General features: G+C 63.0%; 19 protein-coding genes. 7 read left to right on the forward strand and 12 right to left on the reverse strand.

Going from position 1 to position 22,497, the window contains the following annotated elements:
* From JHL16_RS30495 to JHL16_RS30505, 3 genes are read right to left on the reverse strand one after another with little or no spacing between them, the layout of a single operon-like run.
* A complete protein-coding gene (locus JHL16_RS30495) occupies window positions 1-870 on the reverse strand; it encodes an ABC transporter permease (protein WP_200188638.1) in 870 nt (289 codons plus the stop codon).
* 57 nt (window positions 871-927) lie between these two features.
* Window positions 928-2,076 carry an ABC transporter substrate-binding protein gene (locus JHL16_RS30500; protein ID WP_200188639.1) on the reverse strand — a complete coding sequence of 383 codons (1,149 nt, stop codon included), beginning with the start codon at window positions 2,074-2,076 and terminating at the stop codon, window positions 928-930.
* 30 nt (window positions 2,077-2,106) lie between these two features.
* Window positions 2,107-3,228 (reverse strand): ABC transporter ATP-binding protein, encoded by a 1,122-nt coding sequence (locus JHL16_RS30505; RefSeq protein ID WP_200188640.1) that lies wholly within the window; start codon window positions 3,226-3,228, stop codon window positions 2,107-2,109.
* A gap of 103 nt (window positions 3,229-3,331) precedes the next feature.
* Here JHL16_RS30505 and JHL16_RS30510 point away from each other — a divergent pair, with 103 nt between their 5' ends.
* Both JHL16_RS30510 and JHL16_RS30515 read left to right on the forward strand, forming a co-directional pair.
* Window positions 3,332-4,180 carry a helix-turn-helix transcriptional regulator gene (locus JHL16_RS30510; RefSeq protein ID WP_200188641.1) on the forward strand — a complete coding sequence of 283 codons (849 nt, stop codon included), beginning with the start codon at window positions 3,332-3,334 and terminating at the stop codon, window positions 4,178-4,180.
* 92 nt (window positions 4,181-4,272) lie between these two features.
* Entirely contained in the window at window positions 4,273-5,811 is a 1,539-nt protein-coding gene (locus JHL16_RS30515) for a trimethylamine methyltransferase family protein (protein ID WP_200189628.1), read from the forward strand.
* On the opposite strand, the gene JHL16_RS30520 is transcribed toward JHL16_RS30515, so the two are convergent.
* A complete protein-coding gene (locus tag JHL16_RS30520) occupies window positions 5,808-6,626 on the reverse strand; it encodes a nucleotidyltransferase domain-containing protein (RefSeq protein WP_246771215.1) in 819 nt (272 codons plus the stop codon). The two genes, JHL16_RS30515 and JHL16_RS30520, sit on opposite strands and share 4 nt — an antisense overlap.
* Before the next feature lie 47 nt (window positions 6,627-6,673).
* On the opposite strand from JHL16_RS30520, the gene JHL16_RS30525 reads away from it, so the two are divergent.
* Window positions 6,674-7,624: a glycine reductase gene (locus JHL16_RS30525; RefSeq protein ID WP_200188642.1), complete on the forward strand. Its 951-nt coding sequence runs from the start codon at window positions 6,674-6,676 to the stop codon at window positions 7,622-7,624.
* Window positions 7,625-7,953: 329 nt separating this feature from the next.
* Here the strand turns inward: JHL16_RS30525 and JHL16_RS30530 are convergent, their stop codons facing one another.
* Both JHL16_RS30530 and mscL read right to left on the reverse strand, forming a co-directional pair.
* Entirely contained in the window at window positions 7,954-9,156 is a 1,203-nt protein-coding gene (locus JHL16_RS30530) for a pyridoxal phosphate-dependent aminotransferase (protein WP_200188643.1), read from the reverse strand.
* A gap of 69 nt (window positions 9,157-9,225) precedes the next feature.
* Complete coding sequence (mscL, locus tag JHL16_RS30535; protein ID WP_200189632.1) at window positions 9,226-9,633, reverse strand: large conductance mechanosensitive channel protein MscL; 408 nt, start codon at window positions 9,631-9,633, stop codon at window positions 9,226-9,228.
* A 243-nt stretch (window positions 9,634-9,876) separates the two neighbouring features.
* On the opposite strand from mscL, the gene JHL16_RS30540 reads away from it, so the two are divergent.
* Complete coding sequence (locus JHL16_RS30540; RefSeq protein WP_200188644.1) at window positions 9,877-13,410, forward strand: hybrid sensor histidine kinase/response regulator; 3,534 nt, start codon at window positions 9,877-9,879, stop codon at window positions 13,408-13,410.
* A 7-nt stretch (window positions 13,411-13,417) separates the two neighbouring features.
* The gene (locus JHL16_RS30545) at window positions 13,418-13,882 is read left to right on the forward strand and encodes a GNAT family N-acetyltransferase (protein ID WP_246771216.1); all 465 of its coding nucleotides are present in this window, start codon (window positions 13,418-13,420) and stop codon (window positions 13,880-13,882) included.
* Window position 13,883: 1 nt separating this feature from the next.
* Here JHL16_RS30545 and JHL16_RS30550 read toward each other — a convergent pair whose 3' ends face one another.
* Window positions 13,884-14,549: a response regulator transcription factor gene (locus JHL16_RS30550; protein WP_200188645.1), complete on the reverse strand. Its 666-nt coding sequence runs from the start codon at window positions 14,547-14,549 to the stop codon at window positions 13,884-13,886.
* Window positions 14,550-14,635: 86 nt separating this feature from the next.
* Between JHL16_RS30550 and pip the strand changes: the two genes are divergently transcribed.
* Together pip and JHL16_RS30560 are read left to right on the forward strand one after the other, a co-directional pair.
* Complete coding sequence (gene pip, locus JHL16_RS30555; protein WP_200188646.1) at window positions 14,636-15,586, forward strand: prolyl aminopeptidase; 951 nt, start codon at window positions 14,636-14,638, stop codon at window positions 15,584-15,586.
* Window positions 15,587-16,066: 480 nt separating this feature from the next.
* A complete protein-coding gene (locus JHL16_RS30560) occupies window positions 16,067-16,801 on the forward strand; it encodes a GntR family transcriptional regulator (RefSeq protein WP_200188647.1) in 735 nt (244 codons plus the stop codon).
* A gap of 25 nt (window positions 16,802-16,826) precedes the next feature.
* Here JHL16_RS30560 and JHL16_RS30565 read toward each other — a convergent pair whose 3' ends face one another.
* The 5 genes from JHL16_RS30565 to JHL16_RS30585 all read right to left on the reverse strand — a co-directional run bounded on the left by JHL16_RS30565 (window position 16,827) and on the right by JHL16_RS30585 (window position 22,328).
* A complete protein-coding gene (locus JHL16_RS30565) occupies window positions 16,827-18,329 on the reverse strand; it encodes a tripartite tricarboxylate transporter permease (RefSeq protein ID WP_200189634.1) in 1,503 nt (500 codons plus the stop codon).
* 4 nt (window positions 18,330-18,333) lie between these two features.
* Window positions 18,334-18,825 (reverse strand): tripartite tricarboxylate transporter TctB family protein, encoded by a 492-nt coding sequence (locus tag JHL16_RS30570; RefSeq protein ID WP_200188648.1) that lies wholly within the window; start codon window positions 18,823-18,825, stop codon window positions 18,334-18,336.
* Window positions 18,826-18,889: 64 nt separating this feature from the next.
* Window positions 18,890-19,840, reverse strand: a complete 951-nt coding sequence (locus JHL16_RS30575) for a Bug family tripartite tricarboxylate transporter substrate binding protein (RefSeq protein WP_200188649.1) — start codon at window positions 19,838-19,840, stop codon at window positions 18,890-18,892.
* A gap of 94 nt (window positions 19,841-19,934) precedes the next feature.
* Window positions 19,935-20,867, reverse strand: coding sequence for a methylisocitrate lyase (gene prpB, locus JHL16_RS30580; protein ID WP_200188650.1), 933 nt, complete (start codon window positions 20,865-20,867; stop codon window positions 19,935-19,937).
* A 9-nt stretch (window positions 20,868-20,876) separates the two neighbouring features.
* Window positions 20,877-22,328 (reverse strand): bifunctional 2-methylcitrate dehydratase/aconitate hydratase, encoded by a 1,452-nt coding sequence (locus tag JHL16_RS30585; protein ID WP_200188651.1) that lies wholly within the window; start codon window positions 22,326-22,328, stop codon window positions 20,877-20,879.
* Window positions 22,329-22,497: the final 169 nt, after the last annotated feature.

A 22,497-nucleotide genomic window follows, 5' to 3' on the forward strand; every position in this document is an offset into this window, starting at 1 on the left:
CTACACCAAGGCGGCGCGGCGCACATCGCCACGGCTCAGAACGAAGCGCATATAGATCACGATGGTCACGAACATGATGGCGACGAGCGCGGTCGAGACGGCGGCGCCGAAGGGCCAGTTGCGCGATTGCAGGAAGAGGTCGACCAACGCATTGCCGATGAAGAAGACTTTGCCGCCGCCGAGAAGCTGCGGCAGGATATATTCACCCATCAGCAAGATAAAGACGAGCATCGAGCCGGTGGCGACACCCGGCAGCGACAGAGGCAGCGTCACCTGCAGGAAGCTGCGCCAGGAATTGGCGCCGAGATCAGCGGAGGCCTCGAGGAGGCGCTTGTCGAGCTTTTCAAGGCTCACATAGATCGGCAGCACCATCAGCGGCAGGAAACCATAGACGGCGCCGATCAATACGGCCCAGGGTGTGTTGATGATGCGCAGATCCGAAATTCCCAGATAGGCAAGCCAGCTCGGAATGCCCTTGGAGCCCAAGATCATGATCCAGGCGTAATACCGTAAAAGCTGGCTCGTCCAGAACGGCACGATGACGAGCACAAGCAGCAAGGTGCGTGATTTGGGACTCGCCTTGACGGCCAGGAAATACGCAAGGGGATAGGCGAAGAGCGCGGTGAGCAGCGTGCCCAGGGGCGCCAGCGTCAGGGTGTTGAAGAAGGCCTGACCGCGCGCCGGCAGGTTGGCGTAATTGTCGAGGGTGAAAGCGGGCGCATAACCCCCGGCATCGGCGCGCGCGCCGAAGGAATAGATGACGACGACAATGAGCGGCAGGACAAGCAGGAAGAAAAAGAACAGCCCTGCCGGCGCCACCAGGAGAGCGGTGACGGTCTTCGATCGGGAAATGGGCGCGAGCTGAGGCATGCAAACCTTGGCAGATTTCCCCCTCGCCCGCCTGCGGGAGAGGGGGAAATTTAGTCGTCAAGCCGACTTGAAGCGCGCCATGATCTCGGCGCGCAACGGATTGGTCAGTGTCGCCGCCGCACCGAATTCGAGATTGGTGAGCAGATCCTTGGCCGGGTAAAGGATCGGGTTCTCCAGCATCTCCTTCGACACCAGCTTGTTGGTGCGCGCGTCGGTCGAGGGATAGCCATGCGCCTGGACTTCCTTAGCGTTGATCTCGGGCGTCAGCAGCCAGTCGATCAGCGCATAAGCGGCGTCCTTGTTGGCGGCCCCCTTCGGAATGGCGAAATAGTCCGTCCAGATCTCGCCGCCTTCCTTGCCCAGCACATACTGGATCTCGGGCAGATCGCGATGCAGCTGCGTCGCATCGCCGGTCCAGGCGACCGACACCCAGGCATCGCCATTGCGCATCGAGGGCTGGTAGTCGGAATTGATGGCGAAGAGATGCGGCTTCGCCTCGAGCATCAGCTTCTCAGCTTCGGCCAATTGCTTCTCGTCATTCGAATTGAAGGAATAGCCGAAATATTTGAGCGCATTGCCGATGGTGGTGAGCTGATAGTCATGCACCATCACGCGGCCGGAGAGCGGGCCCTTGGTCAGGTCCCAGAATTCCTTCCAGCTCGTCGGATTCTGGGTGACATTCTTGGTGTTGATGACGAAGCCGGTGGTGCCCCAATTCTTCGGCACCGCATAGACGGTGCCGTCGATCGTGCCTTCCGAGGTGAAGCGCTGGTCCTGGCTCGCGACATCGTAATTGGGCAAGAGCTTGAGATCGAGCGGCTCGATGAGATCGAGCCCCTTATAGGTGCTGATCGTATAGTTGGTCGGCACAAAGACATCCCAGCCGGTCGAGCCCGCCTGGAGCTTGGCCAGCATCTCCTCATTCGAGCCGAAGACATTCATATTGATGGTGACGCCGGTCTTCTTGGTGAAGGCGTCGAGATTTTCCTGATTATGGTAGTTGGGCCAGGTGGTGAGGTTGACCGTGCCCGACAACGCAGCATAGGCCTTGCGGGGCTTGAGACCCGGCATGGCGCCGCCCAATACCGCCGTCGCCACGCCTAAGCCGGTGACGCCGAGAAAATGGCGGCGGGTGACCGAGCCCTTCTGAAAGCGGCGCAGCTCTTCGATGAATTTCTGCGGCGTGATGATCTTATCGTCTGCCATTGTTTCCTCCGTGTTTGTTTTTCTACGCACTCAATCCTTGGCGAGAATCAAAGCGGCATCGGGTGGCCAGCCGACCGCCACCCTGTCGCCGATCTCGAAGGCCAAAGCCTGGTTGCCCTGGCGCGGGCTCCTGACCATGAATTCGCCGAGCTTCTCATGCGCCACGAGATATTCCGTCTGCTCGCCAAGGAAGATGCGGTTGAGCACCTTCGCTTGCGTGCGGAAGGCCACTTGATTGGGCAGATCTGTCTCGGCGGCGGCGAGCCGGATCTGTTCGGGCCGCACGCTGACCAGCACGGCCTCGCCCGCCTCAGGCGACACCGTCGACCGCGAGGCGCGCCCGGTCGCCTTCATGCCGTCGGCCAGCGCCACATCGATGAGACCGCTTCTTGCATTCCCGGCGATGCCGGCGAAGAAATTCGACTTGCCGACGAAATCGGCGACATAGCCGTTGACCGGCTCGTCATAAAGCTCGCGCGGTGTGCCGGTCTGGACGAGCCGGCCGTCCTTCATGATGCAGACGCGGTCCGACATCGACAGCGCCTCCTCCTGATCATGCGTGACGAGGAGAAAGGTGATGCCGACATTGCGCTGCAAATTTTGTAGCTCGATCTGCATGTCGTGACGCAGCTTGCGATCGAGGGCCGCCAGCGGCTCATCGAGCAGCAAGACGGCGGGACGGTTGATCAAAGCGCGGGCAAGCGCCACGCGCTGTTGCTGGCCGCCCGACAATTCCCAGGTCCGGCGCTGGCCGTAGCCCTGCAAGCGGACCATCGCCAGCGCCTCATCGACCGCCTTGGCGACCGCCTCGCGCGGCGGCTTGGGCGAGCGCTGACGCAGGCCATAAGAGACATTGTCGGCGACATTCAGATGCGGGAACAACGCATAATGCTGGAACACCATATTGACCGGGCGCTTATAGGCCGGGACGCCGGTGACATTGTCGCCGCGGATGAAGACCTCGCCTTCGCTCGGCTGCTCGAAACCCGCCATCATGCGCAGGCAGGTGGTCTTGCCGCAGCCAGAGGGGCCCAGCAGCGAGACGAAAGAGCCTTTGGGCAGATCGAGATCGACCCGGTCGACGGCGCGCACCTCGCCATAGCGTTTCGACACGGCGCGGAAGGAGATGTCCGGGACAATTGTCTGGGTCATGAACAATATGAGTCCGCGACGAGGCTCTAGCGATATATCCCACAAGTGGTAAAATGATCGCAGTCGAGGCCTGAACTGTATATATCCTAAATGGGATAGGACGATGGCCAATGTAGCCGATATCGGCGAAAAGGCCTGGAATGACAGCCTGGCGGCGACCGTCGCCGCCATCGGCACGACCGATTTCGCCCCGACGTTGATCGACGCGCTCAAGCATGTGGCGCCCTTCAATTATTGCGTGATCTTCGCCTATTGCCACAGCGCCCGGCCGATCGACCTGTTCGATACTTTCCCGGCGGTGAAGCGGCGCGTCTTCGTCGATGACTATCAGGCCGGCCCTTATCTGCTCGATCCCCTTTTCATCGCCAAGCCCGAAAGCTGGGGACCGGGTCCGCACCGGGTCGCCGACCTGGCGCCGGACCGCTTTCCGCAAAGCGAATATTTCCGCTCCTATTATGTGCAGACCGGACTTTCGGAAGAGATCGCCTTCTTCGTGCCGATCAAGGTTGGAACGCGCATCGTCATCTCGCTGATGCGGGACGCCGGACGGCTGCAGGCCTTCGCCACCAGGGAGCGGAAAAGGCTGCAGAGCATAGCGCCGCTGGTTGTCGCCGCCGCGGCCCATCACTGGAAGGACATTGAGAGCCGGTTCTCAGGCCTGGGCGGCTCCGATCCGAAGGTCGAGGCGACCGAGCGCCTGCTCGTCTCGGCTTTCCACCGTTTCGGCGAGGGACGGCTCACCCCGCGGGAGAGCGAGATCGCCGAGCTCGTGCTCAAGGGCAATTCCTCGGAAGCGATCGGCAAGATTCTCGGCATCGCCACCGGAACCGTGCGCATCCACCGCAAGAACATCTACACGAAACTCGATATCGGCTCGCAGGGTGAATTGTTCTCGCGCTTTGTCGCCTCCATTTCGCGCGGCCTCGACACCGACCCCGAGGGCGGGAAGTGAGGAGTAGCGTCGTTTTACGGAAGACAGGCGGCGCGCGGCAAGGTTAGGCTCCCCCCATGGAAAACACCCGCCCCGCCATCGACACGAACGAAATGTCCAAGCAGGTTTCGGCCCATGGGCGGCGCAGCGGCGGGCGCGAAGGCCGGCGATCCTTGCGCGCCAAGGCGGTGCCGTCCTTTCCGGCCCTCACCCGCAATATCCCGGTCTATGAGATCGTGCCGCAAGAGGCGATCGAGCTCATCCACGAGGAATCACTGAAGATCCTCGAAGAGGTGGGCTGCGAGTTCCGCGACAGCGAAGCGATCGACATGTGGAAAAAGGCGGGCGCCGATGTGCGCGAAACGCGGGTGCGCATCGACCGCGCCTTGCTCATGGAGCTGGTCCGCCAGATCCCGTCGGAATTCACCCAGCATGCGCGCAATCCGGACCGCTCGGTGACCATCGGCGGCAAGAATTCGGTCTTCGTGCCCATGTATGGCGCCCCCTATGTGCGCGATCTCGACAATCAGCGCCGTTATGGCTCGCTCGCCGATCTCAATAATTTCCACAAGCTCAGCTACATGTCGCCGACGCTCCATTCCTCGAGTTCGATCATCTGCGAGCCGATGGAAGTCCCGGTGCCGAAGCGGCATCTCCACATCATCCATTCGGCGCTCAAATATTCCGACAAGCCCTTCATGGGCATCGTCACCGCCAAGGAGCGCGCGCAGGATGTGATGAAGATGGCGGGCATCGTCTTCGGCGACGACTTTGTGCGCGACAACACCGTTGTCGTCTCGATCGCCAATTGCAACTCGCCGCTGGTCTGGGACGCGACCATGCTCGACGCGCTGAAGGTCTATGCGGCGCATAACCAGCCCTGCATCCTGGCGCCCTTCGCGTTGTGCGGCGCCTCGACCTCGGCCTCGTCGGTCGGCGCCGTGGCGCAGGTCAATGCCGAGGCCCTCGCCGGCCTCGCCTTCACCCAGCTGGTGCGGCCGGGCAGCCCGCAGCTCTATGGCCAGTTCATGGTGACGGTCGACATGAAGTCGGGTGCCCCCATGGGTGGCACGCCGGAAGCCGCGCAGATGATGTATCTGATGGGGGCGCTGGCGCGGAAATATAATCTGCCCTGGCGCACCTCGGGCTTCCATATCGGCTCCAAGGTGAATGACGCGCAGGCCGGCTATGAAGCGAATATGCTGATGCATGCCGCCATTCTGTCGGGCGCGCATTACATCTGGCACGCCGCAGGCTGGCTCGAAGCGGGCCTGTGCGCCGGTTATTCCAAATTCGTCACCGACACCGAGCAGCTCGCCTCCTGGTACAAATATGGCCAGGGCCTTTCCTTCGCCGATTTCAAGGACGCCATGCAGGCGGTGCGTGAAGTGGGGCCCGCCGGCCATTTCCTCGGCACCCAGCACACGCTCGAGCATTTCGAAAGCGCCTTTTTCATGCCGAGCCTCATGGACTTCAATTCCTTCGAGCAATGGTCGGCGGAGGGCGCCAAGGATCACGATCAGCGCGGGCGCGAAAAAGCGAGTGCCATGCTCACCCAATATGAAGAGCCGAAGCTCGACGAAGCGATCGACGAGGCTTTGCGCGACTTCATCGCGAGGCGTGAGCGGGAATTGCCGAACAGCGTGAATTAGAACGAGAGTCGCCGGATCATCGCCTGGAAGAAGGCCTCGGCGCGGGCACGGAAGTCCGGGTTGATGACCTGCGGCTTCTGGGGAAACGCTTTCCGGCTTTCCTCGAACTCCGTGTCGATGAAGGCCAGTACCGGCTCGGGCAGCGGGCCGGAACCCAGCTCGCGCGTGACCGCCTTGCGCGCCATCAGTTCCTCTATGATCGCGACGATTGCGGCGGGCGCCTCGCAGCCCTTGAGCAAGGTGGGGAAATGCATGGGCGCCACAGATGCGTCAGAGTGATGGCGGAGCCAGCGCAAGGCGGCGGCCGGGCGGAGCGCATAGAATACTTTCTTCAGCGCGACGATATTATCATCTCCGAAATAGACCCGCCGCTGACGCTCGCCCAGATGCAGATAATGGCGCGCCACCAGGCGGCGATCGACGACCTGATGGGCGAGATCCAGAAACTCCTTGCGGAAGTCCGGATCGACGCCATAGGCGATCGATGAATTCAACCATTCGATGATCACCGCATTGCCCTTGAGCAACAGCTTGAGAGCCTTGCCGAGATCCCAGCCATTGACGTCGAGAATCCCATCCATCGGCGTCTCGATGACATCGCGGCGCTGCCACAGGGACAGATAATGCTCGACTGGCCGGACGAAGACGAAACGGCAATCATAGTCGCTGTCGGGTGAGGGAAAGCCCCAGGCCCGGCTCCCGCTTTCGATGGCGAGCGGGATCGCCACGCGATGGTCGCGGCTTATATCGGCAAGGCGCGCCTCGATGCGCGCGACCACCGCCTCATCCATGCCCTGATCGATGCTCCGTATCATCGCCGCCGCCATTTGCGCCCCGTCCGTCACAGTGGCAAGCTCCTAACATGACCAGCACGGATCGAACAGGCGAGGCGCGCGAGGAGTTCGGCTTCGCCGATGCGCTCGATGCGCCCATTCCCTATCTCACCCGGATACGTGATTATTATTCGGCCTTGGGCTATGGCGCGCCCTATCGCTGGGCGCATTATGCGGATGCGCCCTTCGCGCGCTTGAGCCGGCCCTTGACCGACTGCCGCATCGCGCTCATCACCACCGCCGCCCCTTATCAGCCGGATAAGGGCGACCAGGGGCCGGGCGCTCCCTACAATGCGGCGGCGAAATTCTATCGGGTCTATTCCGGCGACACGGCGCAAGACCACGATCTGCGCATCTCGCATATCGCCATCGACCGCGCCCATACGACGGCGGAAGACCAGGGCGCTTATTTCCCGCTTGCCGCGATGCGGCGGGCGCAAGCGCGCGGCCGGTTCGGCGCTCTCACGCAGCACTTCCATGGCGCGCCGACCAATCGCAGCCATCGGACGACGCTTGAAACCGACTGCCCGGAGATCGTCCAGCGTTGCCGCGCGGACAAGGCCGACGCGGCGATCCTGGTGCCGAACTGCCCGGTCTGCCATCAGACGGTGAGCCTCGCTGCGCGGGCGCTCGAAGCGGCAGGCGTCGCGACCGTCGTCATGGGTGCGGCCAAGGACATTGTCGAATATGTCGGCGTGCCGCGCTTCCTGTTCTCGGATTTTCCGCTCGGCAATTCAGCCGGGCGGCCGAAGGACGAGGCGTCCCAGGATTTCACGCTCGCTCTGGCGCTGGAGCTTCTCGAGAAAGCGCCGGCGGCCAGGACCACGGTGCAGTCGCCCTTGCGCTGGAGCGCGTCCGCCGCGTGGAAGCTCGATTACAGCAATATCGACAGGCTCTCAGCCCGAGAGATCGCGCAACGGCGCGCCCAGTTCGATGCGCAGAAAGCCATCGCCAAAGACATCCGGCAGAGCATTTCGTGAAAAAATGGGCGGGGGCAGACTGGCGCAACCATTCACCTGCCTGCCCCCTGGTGCGAAGTTGGGGGGAACCCACGAGCACCTGAGTTTGCGCAATTGTTTCCTGAGGAGATGGGAGGAACCCCAATCGACATATTGCGATGCAGTATTCATAGCAACGGGCGTGCCAAGCTGGTCGAGGCACCTAATATTTCTCATATCTATCTGATATTAAACAGTAAAATATAAAACCTAAAAATCAGAAGCAGAACTCGAAAATCACCTTATGCCTTCGCATTGTGCAATGCAGCGCCCGTTCGGGCAGCACGCCTTCGCGCCTGCAAAAGTTTTGATCAAATCGGCTTCGACGTCTTCAGCCATTTGCCGAAGCGGTCCATGGCTTCGCCGAGCTTCGCCGGATCGCGCAGGAAACACATGCGCAGGAAACCTTCGCCACCCGGGCCGAAGGTGCCGCCGGGGGCGAGCCCGACACCGGCTTCATCGATGATGCGATAGGTGGTGGCGAGCGAGTCGGTCATGCCGTCGAGCGCAAAGAACATGTAAAAAGCGCCGCGGGGCAATTCGAATCGGATTTGCGGATGCGCACGCAAGGCGGCGGCGACGAGATCGCGGTTGGCGCGCGCCTTGACGACCTGCGCGGCGATGAAATCCTCGCCCTCATCGAGCGCCACGGCGCAGCCCTGCTGCAGGAAGGCGGCGGTGCCCGACGTGTTGTATTGGATGATGCGCTCGATGGCGGGACCGACAGCCTTCGGCGCCTGCAGCCAGCCGACCCGCCAGCCGGTCATCGCCCAATTCTTGGAGAAGGTGTTGGCGAGGAGAAGCCGCTCCTCGGTGTCGCAGATATCGAGAAAAGACGGGGCCCGGGGCTCGCCTTTGTCGCCATAATAAAAGCGCGAATAGACTTCGTCGCCGACGATCCACAGGCCGCGCTTGCGGCATTCGTCACGTACCGCCTTCAGATCCTCGAGGCTCGCCGTCCAGCCCACCGGATTGGAGGGTGAATTGAGCACGATCGCCTTGCTCTTGGGCGTGATCGCCGCGAAGAGCTTGTCGAGATCGAGATGCCAGCGGCCATTGGCGAAATCGAGCGCCACTTCGACGGGCTTGGCGCCCATCATCCGCATCGGGCCGGCATAATTGGGCCAGGCGGGTGTTGGCAGGACGATCTCGTCCCCCTCGCCCGCGATCATCTGCAGAATGGTCTGGATCGCCTGCATGCCGCCGCCGGTGACGAAGAAATTCTCGGCCTCGAAGGCGCGGCCATAGTGGCGGCTATGATAACGCGCCAAAGCCTCACGCAAAGGCGGGATGCCGCGCTGCCAGGTATAGAAAGTCTCGCCCTTGAGCAGGCTTTCGATCGCCGGACGGCAGAAAGCTTCCGGCGTCGGCAGATTGCCCTCGCCCGACCACAGCGGGATGATTCCGGGCCTCCCGATGCCGTGATTGACCGCGGCCGAGATGCCCGAATCGGGCTCATCGCGGCTGGCCTTGGTGATGCTGGCGAGAAGGGCTGAGGCGGAAAGAGCGGTCATTGGAAAGTCCCGGCCAAAAAGAACCCGGGTGACGAGCACCCGGGTCCGGTCGAGGGTATATCGGGAAGCCTACTTTTTGACCAGCGCGTCGCGGATTTCGCCCAGGAGCTTCTCGCTCGGCGTCGGGGCCGGAGGCGGCGCCGGCGGCTCGGCCTTGCGCATGCGGTTGGAGACCTTCACCAGCTGGAACAGGATGAAGGCCACGATCAGGAAGTTGACCAGAGCGGTGATGAAGCTGCCATAAGCGAGGACCGGCCCCTGATCCTTGGCGGCGGCCAGGGTGGTCGCGTTCACGGCCGAGGACAGGCCGAAGAAGTAGTTGTTGAAATCCAGGCTGCCGAAAGACCCGATGATCGGCATGATCAGATCGTCCACGATCGATTGGACGATCTTGCCGAACGCCGCGCCGATGATCACGCCCACCGCGAGATCGAAGGCATTGCCCTTGAAAGCGAAACTCTTGAATTCTTGCCACATGCTCATCTTGTTTGCCTTTCAGATGATGCGCCGGTTGGCCCGGCCCCCAAACCAGGAATTTGTACCTCAGTCACGCTCCGGTTGAAAGGCATGGCTGCACATTCCCCGCGCAAATCCCGCCAAAGGACTTTGGTGATTAGGAACTGCGCCAAGACATTGATTGACCGCGAATCCCCTTTGGCGGAGCGTTTCCACTTCGCCGGATTGCACGCTAAGATGCACAAAAAGCTGACCTGAGGGCCGATGTTCCATAGCTGGACCGTATTATTCGCCGGCCTCGCCTATGTCGGCCTGCTGTTCGCCGTGGCGAGCTTCGGGGACCGCCAGGCGCGCGGGCGCGCGCCCGGGACACCGCGGCCCTTCATCTATGCCCTGTCGCTTGGAGTATACTGCACCTCCTGGACCTATTTCGGCAGTGTCGGCGTCGCCTCGCGCTCCGGGCTCGATTTCCTGCCCATCTATATCGGCCCCATCCTGGTCTTCCTGGTCGGCTGGAAGCTGCTGCAGACCATCGTCGACATCTCCAAGCGCCAGAACATCACCTCGATCGCCGACTTCATCTCGGCGCGCTACGGCAAGAACGAGATGCTGGGGGCCATCGTCGCCCTCATCGCCGCGGTCGGCATCATTCCTTACATCTCGATCCAGCTCAAAGCGGTGTCCTTCGCGCTCGAGACCATGATGGCTGCGCCCGGCTGGTCGACGGCGGGCGCCCTGCCCTTGCCGATCACCGAGGACATCGCCTTCTTCGTCACCGCCGCCATGGCCGCCTTCGCCATGCTGTTCGGCACCCGCCATATCGACACGACCGAGCATCAGGACGGGCTGATCATGGCGATCGCGGTCGAGTCGGTGGTCAAGCTCTTCGCCTTCATCGCGGTAGGCCTCTTCATCACCTTCGCGATGATGGGCGGTCCCTCCGCCCTCATCGAGCATGTCCGGCAGACGGCCGATATCTCCGCTCTGTTCAGCAAAGGCTTCGCCGGCGGCTCGTGGCTCACCCAGACGCTGCTCGCCATGATCGCCATCATGCTGCTGCCGCGCCAGTTCCACGTGACCGTGGTGGAGAATGCGAGCTCGCGCGACATCAAACGCGCCGCCTGGCTGTTTCCGCTCTATCTCGTCGCCATCAATATCTTCGTGGTGCCGATCGCGATTGCTGGCCTCGCGCATTTCCAGCCCGGCGCCACCGATGGCGATACTTTCGTGCTCGCTTTGCCGGTGCTCGCCGGCAGTCCGACCTTCGCGCTCATCGCCTTTCTGGGTGGATTGTCGGCGGCGACCGCGATGGTCATCGTCGAGGCGGTGGCGCTTTCGATCATGGTCTGCAACAATCTGGTGATGCCGATCATGCTGCGCCGGCGCATGGAGCGGGCACAGATTCATCACGACATGGGCCAGGTGCTGATCGCCATAAGGCGCATCGCCATCGCCGTCATCCTGCTTCTCGCTTACAGCTATTACCGCATGATCGGGTCGACCGCGGCGCTTGCCCAGATCGGCCTCATCTCCTTCGCCGCGGTGGCGCAGTTCGCGCCCGCCTTCTTTGGCGGCCTCGTCTGGAAGCGCGGCACGGCGCGGGGCGCCATGGCCGGCGTCACCGCCGGCTTCGCACTGTGGGCCTATACGCTGTTCCTGCCCTCCTTCGCCGATGCCGGCTGGATCGACCGGAGCCTCATCACGGATGGGCCTTTCGGCATCGGCCTGTTCCGCCCGCGCATGCTGTTCAACCTCGCCTTCGATCCCTTGACCCATGGCGTCATCTGGAGCCTCCTCGTCAACAGCGCCGTCTATGTCGCGGTGTCGCTGCTGCGCGCGCCGTCGCCGATCGAACGCATGCAGGCGGCTGTCTTTCTCACCCGCGACATGCCTCTCAGCGTCGCCCCCGGCTTCCGGCTGTGGCGCACCGCGGTAACGGTCGGCGAGGTGGAAGCGACGGTGGCGCGTTATCTCGGCGCCGAGCGCACCTCGCGGGCCTTCGCCGAAGCGGCGGCAGAGCGCGAGATACCGCATGACCGCAAGTCGGAAGCCGATATCCGCATGCTGCGCTTCGCCGAGCATCTGCTGGCGAGCGCGGTCGGCACCGCATCGTCGCGCCTCGTGATGGCGCTGCTGCTCGAGCGCCATTCCAAGAACCCACGCGGCGCCATGAAGCTCCTCGACGACGCCTCCGCCGCCATCCAATATAACCGCGACCTGCTGCAATCGGCGATCGATAATGTCGGCCAGGGGATCGCGGTGTTCGACAGCGAAGGCAGGCTCGTCTGCTGGAACGAGCGCTTCTGCACCTTGCTCGCTCTGCCCGCCGATATGAGCCGCATCGGCACGCCGCTCGAGGAAGTGATCGATGTGATGCTTCGCGCCCAGGCGATCGAGCCGGCGCGCCTGCCGCAGATGCGTCTTGACCGCTTGAACCGGATCACCGCGACGCGTGGTCCGCTCGTCGAGCATCTCGACCGGCGCGGTATGGTGCTCGATCTCCATGCCAGCAAGATGCCGGAAGACGGCGGCTATGTGGTGACCTTCACCGACATCACCCAGTCGGTGCAGGCGGCCGAGGCCTTGAAACGCGCCAATGAGACGCTGGAGCGGCGGGTCGAGGAACGCACGGCGGAGCTGACCCGCCTCAACAGCGAGCTGGCGCATGCCAAGTCGGAAGCGGAAGCCGCCAATCTCGGCAAGACCCGCTTTATCGCGGCGGCGAGCCACGACATATTACAGCCGCTCAATGCGGCGCGGCTTTTCACCGCGAGTCTCGTCGAGCGCAAGGTCAGGGGCGAAAGCGGCGAACTGGTACGCAATGTCGACGCCTCGCTCGGCGCCGTCGAAGACATTCTTTCAGCCCTCCTCGATATATCGCGCCTCGATGCGGGCGCGCTCAAGCCCGAGCCCTCGGTGTTCCTGATCGATGACCTGCTCAAGGCGCTCAAACTCGAATTCGCGCCGGCGGCACTTGAGCGCGGCCTTACGCTGACCGTCATCCCGTGCTCGCTGGTGGTGCATACGGACCGCCGGATGTTGCGCCGTGTCCTGCAGAATCTCGTTTCCAATGCGATCAAATATACGCGTAGCGGCCGAGTGCTGATGGGCTGCCGCCGTAAGGGCGATGCTTTACGCATCGAAGTGCATGATTCAGGCCCCGGCATCGCCGAGCACAGTCAAGCGGTGATCTTCCAGGAATTCGAGCGCCTGGGCCAGGACAAGGGCGTCGAGCCCGGCCTGGGTCTGGGCCTTTCGATCGTCGAGCGCATCGCCAGGATGCTCAATCATCCGCTCCGCCTCGTCTCGCGGCCCGGGCACGGCTCCTGCTTCGCCATCACCGTGCCCCGCGCGGCGCGCACCGAGCTGGTGGAGACCAGTCCGCGCGCCGCGTCCCGGCTCAGCAACCGCATCGGCGGGCTCACCATCTTCGTCGTCGATAACGAGCCGCAGATCCTCGAGGCCATGCAGGCGCTGCTCGGTGGCTGGGACGCGCGCGTGATCACCGCGCGCAGTGCGGCCGAGGCACTCGACCGCTTCGCAGCGGAAGCCGACAGGGTCGACGTGATCCTCGCCGACTATCATCTGCACAGCGACGACGGGCTCAAGCTGATCGAACGCCTGCGCAGCCGTGCCGGCCGGCAGGTGCCGGCGATCCTCATCACTGCCGACCGCTCACGCCTGGTTCAGGAGAACGCCGCCGAACAAGGCGTCCAGTATCTGCGCAAGCCGGTGAAGCCCGCAGCGCTGCGCGCCGCGCTGGCGCAATTCGCCGCGCAGGCACAGGCGGCGGAATAGGAGCCAGATGCGAGTCACGATCACACCCCTCGAAGCCGGTTCCGAAGAGCTGCGGATAACCGCCCTATGGCGATATGAAGCATTCTTGAAGGACGATGGGTTTTCTATCGCGGACAGCGAAGCGCAGCTTGGTCAGCTCACAACAGCGCCCGAGGGATGCGAAACCGCCCTCATCGCCCGCGCCGACGGTCGGATCGCCGGAATCTGCCTGCTGGTTCTCCACGAGCTCGAACCTCTGCATGACGTCTCGCCATGGCTCGCCAGCCTCTATGTCACTCCTGAATTCCGCGGGCTGGGCTTGGCGCGCGATCTGATCCGAACCATCGAAGAGCATGCGCGTCGCAATGGCATACGCAAGCTACATTTATATACGGTCGATGCGGAAGACCTCTATCTGAAGTACGGATGGCGCATTGCCGAGCGCTTCGTGTCTCATGGCGTCGCGCAGGTCCTCATGAGTCGCGACCTGTAGGCTATGACATCGTCACGTGATTTTCGCCGTCGATGCGGCCGGCGGCGATGACCGCCTGGGTGCGGCTGCCGACATCGAGCTTCTGCAAAATGGCGGAGACATGCGCCTTGACGGTGGCTTCCGAAACACCGAGCTGGAAGGCGATCTGCTTGTTGAGCAGTCCCTCCTTCAGCATCATGAGGACGCGCATCTGCTGCGGCGTCAGCGAGGCGACGCGCTGGGCGAGCGCATCGCCTTCGCGGTCGGCAGGGCTCGCGGCGTCGACACCTTCCGGGGCCCAGACGCCACCTTCGAGAATGACGGCCACCGCCCGGCGCATCTCCTCGACGGCGAGCGATTTCGGGATGAAGCCCGAGGCGCCGAGATCGAGGGCGCGGCGGATGATATGGGGCTCGTCGCTCGCCGAGACGATGGCGATCGGGACGGCCGGATATTGGGCGCGCAGGAACATGAGGCCGGAAAGCCCCTGAACCCCCGGCATCTTGAGGTCGAGCAGGACCAGGTCGACGTCGCTGTCGCGGTCGAGGCGCGCCGTCACCGCGTCGAGGGTTCCTGCCTCGTCGAGCTCGATGCCCTTGAAGGCGCCGCTCAGGGCCTGTTTCAAGGCGGCGCGAAACAGTGGATGATCATCGACGATGATGACCCTATAAATTGGCATTGCGCCCATTCCTCCCATCACCCGCCAATCCGGCAGGCATTTTCTGTTTTTCCGCAATCTATCGCTTCACTTCCGAAAGGCCAAGGCTCGCCCGCATGACCGCCCACAGACTGCTCTATCCCGAAATCGAGCCCTATCGTACCGGCAGGCTCAAGGTCTCGGACCTCCACGAAATCTATTATGAAGAATGCGGCAATCCCACCGGAAAGCCAGTGGTCGTGCTGCATGGCGGGCCGGGCGGCGGCATCGTGCCCTTCCTGCGCCGATTCCACAATCCGCGGGCCTATCGCATCATTCTGTTCGATCAGCGCGGCTGCGGGAGATCGACACCTTTCGGCGAGCTCGCCGAAAACACGACCTGGGACCTCGTTGCCGACATGGAGGCTCTGCGCAAGATGCTCGGTATCGAGCGCTGGCAAGTGCTGGGCGGCTCCTGGGGATCGACGCTGGGCCTCGTTTATGCCGAGACCTATCCGGAGCGGGTGAGCGAGCTCGTCCTGCGCAGTGTCTTCCTCTTGCGCGAGGCGGAGCTGCGCTGGTTTTATCAGGATGGCGCCGGCTGGCTTTTTCCCGATGCCTTCGAGGCCTATCAGGCGCCCATCCCCGAGGCCGAGCGGCATGACATGATCGCCGCCTATCACAAGCGCCTCACCGGCAAGGATGAAGCTATCCTGCTGGCCTGCGCGCGTGCCTGGAGCGTGTGGGAGAGCACCTGTCTTTCGCTGCTGCCGAACAAAGAGCGCATCGCCCAGGCCGCCGACGACCGATTCGCCTATGCCTTCGCCCGCATCGAATGCCATTATTTCGTCAATAACGGCTTCTTCCGCGAGGATGGTCAGTTGCTGAAGGATGTTTGGCGCGTGAAGGACATTCCGGGCGCCATCATCCAGGGCCGCTATGACGTGGTGACCCCCATGGCGAGTGCCTGGGCGCTGCATAAAGCCTGGCCGAAAGCGCGTTTCGAGCTCGTCACCGAAGCCGGACATACGGGCACCGAACCGGGTCTCGCCTCTGTGCTTATTAACGTTACGGATGCTTTTAGTTGAATATTCAACCAAATGTCCTTGGTCCTGACGCGAATATGCCCGATGTTTGCCACAGTCTCACCCCGAAGTGACCACGAACGGAGATCAACCTGACTCTCGATCCAGCGGGGGATCATCAGGTAACTTGATGTGCCGGGGAAGCAGAGCTTCCTGTCGTGATCCCTTCGTATGAACCAGTTGGCGCGCGCGGCTCCTGTCGCCGTCCCGAGCTTGCGTGTGCCAAGGACCCGTCCGTCCCGTGAGGATGGACGGGTCTCACTTTTTCTGGACCACCGTCCAGTTTCAAGTCACAAACGGGTGAATGACGCGCCTCATCCTGTGACTTTAATCATACAATTTCGGCAGAGAAGCGCGCCCAGTTCTCGCGTCGGCACCCTATTTCTTTGTTTAAACGTCGGGATTTACTCAAAACCGCTGCGCGCTTTCGGCTCCGATGCTTTATATAATCCCGATGACTGGGTTTGCAGGCTGAAGGACATTATGCAGGACAACGCGGCTTCACTCGGCCTCACGGTGCGCCTCTATGACGAACTCACCCGGGCTATTCTCGCCGGTGAGATCCAACCCGGCGAAAAACTGAGCGAGCCCGCTATCGCAGCGCAGCATGGGGCGAGTCGCGCGCCGGTGCGCGAAGCCATCCGCCGGCTCCAGGAACGCGGGCTCGTGACCTATGTCGCCAATCAAGGGGTGCGGGTCTCGCAGCCGACGGGCGCCGAGTTCCTCGCCCTTCTCGATGTGCGCGAGGCGCTTGAAGGCATGGCCGCAAGGCTTGCCGCCAGCAATATGGCCGAAGCCGACGTCGCGGCGCTCGAGCAACTGGTCGCCGGCCATCGCGGCGAGATCGAACGCAATCCGCTCGGCGCCTATCTGCAGGAGGAGCCCGATACGGATTTCCATATCCGCATCGCCAGGGGCAGCGGCAATCTCATCCTGTCGAAGCTGCTGTGCGATGACTTTTATCCGCGCCTGAGACTATGCCGGCGCCTCCATCGCACCGTGCCCGGTCGCGGCCGCGAGGCCTGGAAGGAACATCTGCGCATCACCGATGCCATCGTCCAGCGCGATGGCGAGCTCGCTGAAATCCTCATGCGCCGGCATATCCGGTCCGCCAAGGTGGCGCTGCAGACGGCGCTGGCCGCGGCGGCGGAGAGTCAGCGCCCGCAGCGGCGCGGAGCGGCGCGTTCGGCGCAGTTGGCGAAGGTTTCCGAAGAATGAGCCAAGACGTGACGGCCGGATGCCGTCACGCCTTGGACTCCTGCATTGCCCCACGGAATCTCGCGACCAGGAACGGCAGGAAAATCACCAGCACCGCGATCGCCAGCAATGTCGCCGCGATCGGCGTGCCGACCAGCACGCTCCAGTCGCCCTGGCTCACCGCCAAAGCGCGGCGCAGCTGAATTTCGGCCTGCGGCCCCAGAATGAGCCCGATCAGCGCCGGCGCGATGGGAAAATCATAAACGCGCGCCACATAACCGATGAGGCCGATGCCGCACATCAACAAGAGATCCATCCAGGACGTGGACAGGCCCCACACACCGACCAGCGCAAAGATGACGATGCCGCCATAGATGTAAGGCCTCGGGATGAGCAGCAGGCGCACCCACATGCCGACCAGCGGCAGATTGAGAATGAGCAGGATGACATTGCCGACGAACAGCGAGGCGATCAGGCCCCAGAGCAGGCCGGGATTGGTGGCGAAAAGCAATGGCCCCGGCTGCAGGCCGTAATTCTGAAAGGCGGCGAGCAGCACCGCCGCCGTCGCGGTCGAAGGCAGACCAAGGGTCAGAAGCGGCACCAATATGCCGGCCGCCGCGGCATTGTTGGCGGCCTCGGGCCCGGCCACGCCTTCGATGGCGCCATTGCCGAATTCCTCGGGCTTCTCGCTGAGGCGGCGCTCCACCGTGTAAGAGAGGAAGGTCGGAATTTCGGTGCCGCCCGCCGGCAGCGAGCCGATCGGGAAGCCGATAAGGGCGCCGCGCAGCCATGGCTTCCACGAGCGTTTCCAATCCTCGCGCGTCATCCAGGCGCCGCCCTTAAGCGGATAGACGACGCCGGCGGCGCGCGTCTGCCGGCTCGCCACGTAAAGCGTCTCGCCAACGGCAAAGAGTGAAACCAGCACGACGGTGAAAGAAATGCCGTCGAGCAGCTCCAGCGTGCCGAAGGTCATGCGCGACTGGCCGGTCTGCGTGTCGATGCCGATCGTGCCGAGGGCCAGGCCGAAGAAAAGCGCGGTAAATCCCCTGACCCTCGATGTTCCCATCACCACCGCGACCGAGGTGAAGGACAGGATCATCAGCGCGAAATAATCCTCAGGCCCGAAGATGAAAGCGAGCTCGGCAATGGTGGGCGCCAGAAAGGTCAAAGCCAGCGTGCCGAGGGTGCCCGCCACGAAGGAGCCGATCGCCGATGTCGCCAGGGCTGCGGCGCCGCGGCCATTGCGCGCCATGCGGTTGCCTTCGATGGCCGTCATCACCGAGCCGCTCTCGCCCGGCATGTTGAGCAGGATCGACGTAGTAGAGCCGCCATAAAGTGCGCCATAGAGAATGCCGGCAAACATGATGAAGGCGGATTCGGGCGCCACCTGCGCGGTGACCGGCAGGAGCAATGCGATGGTCAGCGCCGGGCCGATGCCCGGCAACACACCGATCGCGGTGCCGAGCAGACAGCCGACCAGCGCCCAGAACAGATTGATCGGCTGAAGGGCGATGGCAAAGCCGGCAAGGAGCTGTTGCAGAATGTCCATCATCTCACCGGAGCAGAGGAATGAAGGGCCCGAGCTCGATGCCGAGCAACTCGAAACCATACCAGGAGAATGTCCCGATCAGGGCACCGATGGCGAGATCGAGCAGCGTGCGGCGCGAGCCGAAGGCATGTGTCACCAGGGTGAAAGCGAGCATCGCCGTGATCGGAAAGCCCAGCATCTTCATGGTGAGCAAAGGCATCGCCACGCCGGCAAGCGCCAGCAGAAAGGCCGAACGCGAAGGCGGTGCGGCGGCATCGGCGCCCTCTTCCTCCTGGGCTGCGAAAGTCTCGCCGCGCAAGGCCTGGATGACGAGGAGGATGCCGAGGATCGCCAGGCCGCCACCCGCGACCTGGACCATCGCCGCCGGCCCGAGGCCGATATAATTGGTCGTCGAGGCGATGCCCGCCGCGCCATAGAGCCAGAGCGCCCCCATCGCGAAGACGGCGACACCCAGCCACCACGGACGCGCGGCTTTCCGCTGATCAAGAGAAGACATGACGACTCCTGTCATTCCACCTGGCTGAAGGCCCCGCCGGTGAAATACCAACGGGGCTCCAAGATCACTTCAGGATACCGACATCCTTGAGCGCGGTCGTCCAGTTCGATTCTTCCGCCTTGATGAAGGCCTTGAACTCGTCACCGGCGAGATAAGCGTCTTCCCAGCCATGCGCCTTGAGCGCCTCTTTCCAGACATCGCTCGCATGTAGTTTCTCGAACCGATCGAGCCAGGTCTTGCGGCCGGCCTCGCTCATGCCGGGGGCACCGACGAAGCCGCGCCAGTTGCCGATCTCGATCGGGATGCCCGATTCCTTGAGGGTCGGCACGTCGAGGCCTTCGACACGGGTCGGGCCGGTGACGGCGATGAGGCGGATACGTCCCGATTTGGCGAAGTCGCGGAATTCGGAAGCGCCTGAGATCGCGGCCTTGATCTTGCCGCCGCCCAGGGACGCCAGGATCTCGCCGCCGGAGAAGGAGACGAAATTGATCTTGTCGACCGGTGCGCCCGCCTGCTTGGCGAGCAGTGCCAGCAGCACGTGATCGACGCCGCCGGCGGAGCCGCCGCCGACCGACAACGCGCCCGGATCCGCCTTGAGCGCCGCGAGGAAGTCTTGCGGAGTCTTGATGGGTGAATCGGCCGGAACAGCGATCGCATTATATTCGTTGGTCATGCGCGCCAGAGGCGTGGTGTTGTCGAGCGAGACCGGCGTCTTGTTGCTGATCACGCCGCCCACCATGATGACGCCCGTCACCAGGAGCGCATTGTCGTCACCTTCCGCGGTGCGGACGAACTCGGCGAGCCCGATGGTGCCCGCGGCACCACCCTTGTTGGTGAAGGACACGCCGTCGGTGAACACGCCGGATTTGTTGAAGGCCGCCATGGTCTCACGGCCGGCGCCATCCCAGCCGCCGCCCGGATTGGCCGGGATCAGGACTTTCGCCGGTTCGGCCGCGGCCAATCCTGCACTGAAGGCCAGCGCGATAACGCCGGTCAGAAATGATTTTTTGAGCATCGTCTCCTCATCTTTTGTTTTCATGCCGCCTTTGGACTGTCCTAGGCTGGTCATCTTGTTGCCGCGCCAGGCGCGGAGGCCGTTATGGTTGTACTCACGAACCGCGCTTGCGCTGCGGCATGCTTTCGGGCGTGATGGTCGCGACGATCGAAGCATCGAGTGCTTCATAGTCAGCGAGACCGATGGCCTCGTAGAGCTCGGCGCGCGTCTGCATTTCATCGATCATCGAATGCGTGCCGCCGTCCTTGGCGAGCGCCGCATAAAGCTTCTCCTGCGCCTTGTTGGCCACGCGCAGCGAGGAGACCGGCCAGATCACCATCCGGTAGCCCATCTCCTCGAATTCGGATGCCGTGAAGAAAGGTGTGCGGCCGAACTCGGTCATGTTGGCGAGCAGCGGCACACCCGGCATGCGCCGCGCAAATTCACGGAACATCTCGGCCGAGGTCAGCGCCTCGGGGAAGATCGCATCGGCGCCGGACTCGAGATAAAGCCTGGCGCGCGCCACGGCACCGTCGATGCCCTCGCTCGCCGCCGCGTCGGTACGCGCAATGATGTAGAGATGGCGGCGTGCGCGCCGCGCGGCGGCGACCTTGGCCGCCATATCATTGGCCTCGGCGAGCTTCTTGTCGTTGAGATGGCCGCATTTCTTCGGCAGGAGCTGATCCTCGATCTGCACAGCACCGGCGCCCGCCTCTTCGAAGACGCGCACCATGTGCATGACATTGAGGGCCTCGCCATAGCCGGTGTCGCCATCGACCAGAACCGGCAGGCCCGAAGCCCGCACGATCTGGCGGATGAAGAAGGCGACCTCATCGACCGTGATGATGCCGAGATCGGGCAAGCCCATCGAGGCGGTCATCGCCGCGCCCGACAGATACAGCGCCGTGAAGCCGGCGGCCTTCGCCTGAAGTGCCGCCATGCCATTATGGGCGCCCGGCATCCGGACGATGGCGCCCGCTTCGACGAGCGCGCGGAAGCGTTCGCCCGCGGGCTGGTCCGGAATATCGGTTCCGAGAAGATATGGCATGAGGCTTTCTCAGCTCACATAAAGATCGACATAGTCATTGACGGCCATGCTCTCGAGCCGCTTCTGGTCGAGCGAGACATCGAGAATCTGGCGCTGGCGTTTCTCGACGAACCGGCGCGCCAGATTGGTGCGGAACTTCGCCTCGAGCAGCGGAATGCCGTCGGTACGGCGGCGCTTATGGCCGATCGGATATTCGACCACGATCTCGGGCAGCACGGTGCCGTCGTTGAGCGTCAGCGTCATGGCATTCGAGATCGAGCGCTTGTCGGGGTCGTGATAGTCGCGGGTGAAGGCCTCGTCCTCGACGCATTCCATCTTGGCGCGCAACGCATCGACGCGCGGATCGGCGGCGATGCCATCCTCATAATCGGCTGCAGTCAGGCGTCCGAAGAGCAACGGGATGGCGACCATATACTGCATCGTGTGATCGCGATCGGCCGGATTGTGCAACGGCCCGCGCTTGTCGATGATGCGGATCGCCGCCTCATGGGTGCGGATGTGGATCCTGGCGATGTCGTCGCTGCTGCGGCCCATCCGCTTCAGCTGCTCGTGGAAGGACATCGCCGCCTCGACGGCGGTCTGGGCATGGAATTCGGCCGGGTAGGAAATCTTGAACAGCACGTTCTCCATGACATAGGAGCCATAGGGGCGCTGGAAGCGGAAGGGCTGGCCGCGGAAGGAGACGTCATAGAAGCCCCAGGTCTTGGCGGTGAGTGCCGAAGGGTAGCCCATCTCGCCGGTCTTCGCGGTGAGCGCCAGACGCACGGCGCGGCTGGTCGCATCGCCCGCCGCCCAGCTCTTGCGCGAACCGGCATTGGGCGCGTGGCGATAGGTGCGCAGCGCCTGGCCATCGACGAAGACGAGCGACAGGGCGTTGATGATCTCGTCGCGCGTGAGGCCAAGCAGACCCGAAACGACGGCGGTCGAGGCGAGCTTGACGAGGATCACATGGTCGATGCCGACCTTATTGAACGAGTTCTCGAGCGCGAAGCAGCCCTGGATCTCGTGCGCCTTGATCATCGCGGTGAGGACGTCGCGCATCGTCAGAGGCGGTCGCCCGGCGGCGATCGCCGTGCGCGACAGCCAGTCGGCGACGGCGAGGATGCCGCCGAGATTGTCAGAAGGATGCCCCCATTCCGCCGCGAGCCAGCAATCGTTGAAGTCGAGCCAGCGGATCATGGTGCCGATATTGAGGGCGGCCTGGATGGGATCGAGTTGATAGGGTGTGCCCGGCACGCGCGCGCCATGGGGAACGATGGTGCCCGGAACGACCGGGCCCAGCAGCTTGGTGCAGGCCGGATAATCAAGTGCCTCGAGACCGCAGCCCAGCGTGTCAATCAGGCAGTTGCGCGCCGTCTCATAGGCCAGAGCGCTGTCGATGCGATAATTCAGGACATAGTCGGCAATGTCGACAAGCACGCCATCCGGCGTTGGACGCTCATTATTGATCGAAACAGACACGAAGCCGCCCCTCCCCTGCAGTGAATTATGTCGACACAATATGGATTTCTTTATGCCTAAGCCAGCGATTATTCGCTATTGTCGCAAAATATGTCGACACTTACGCTAAACCCTTCATTCCGAAAGCAGATTCATAACCGGGCCGCGAGCCCCGCCCGCGGCTTGCCAT

The sequence above is a fragment of the Taklimakanibacter albus genome (assembly GCF_016595235.1).
Classification (GTDB): domain Bacteria; phylum Pseudomonadota; class Alphaproteobacteria; order Rhizobiales; family Aestuariivirgaceae; genus Taklimakanibacter; species Taklimakanibacter albus.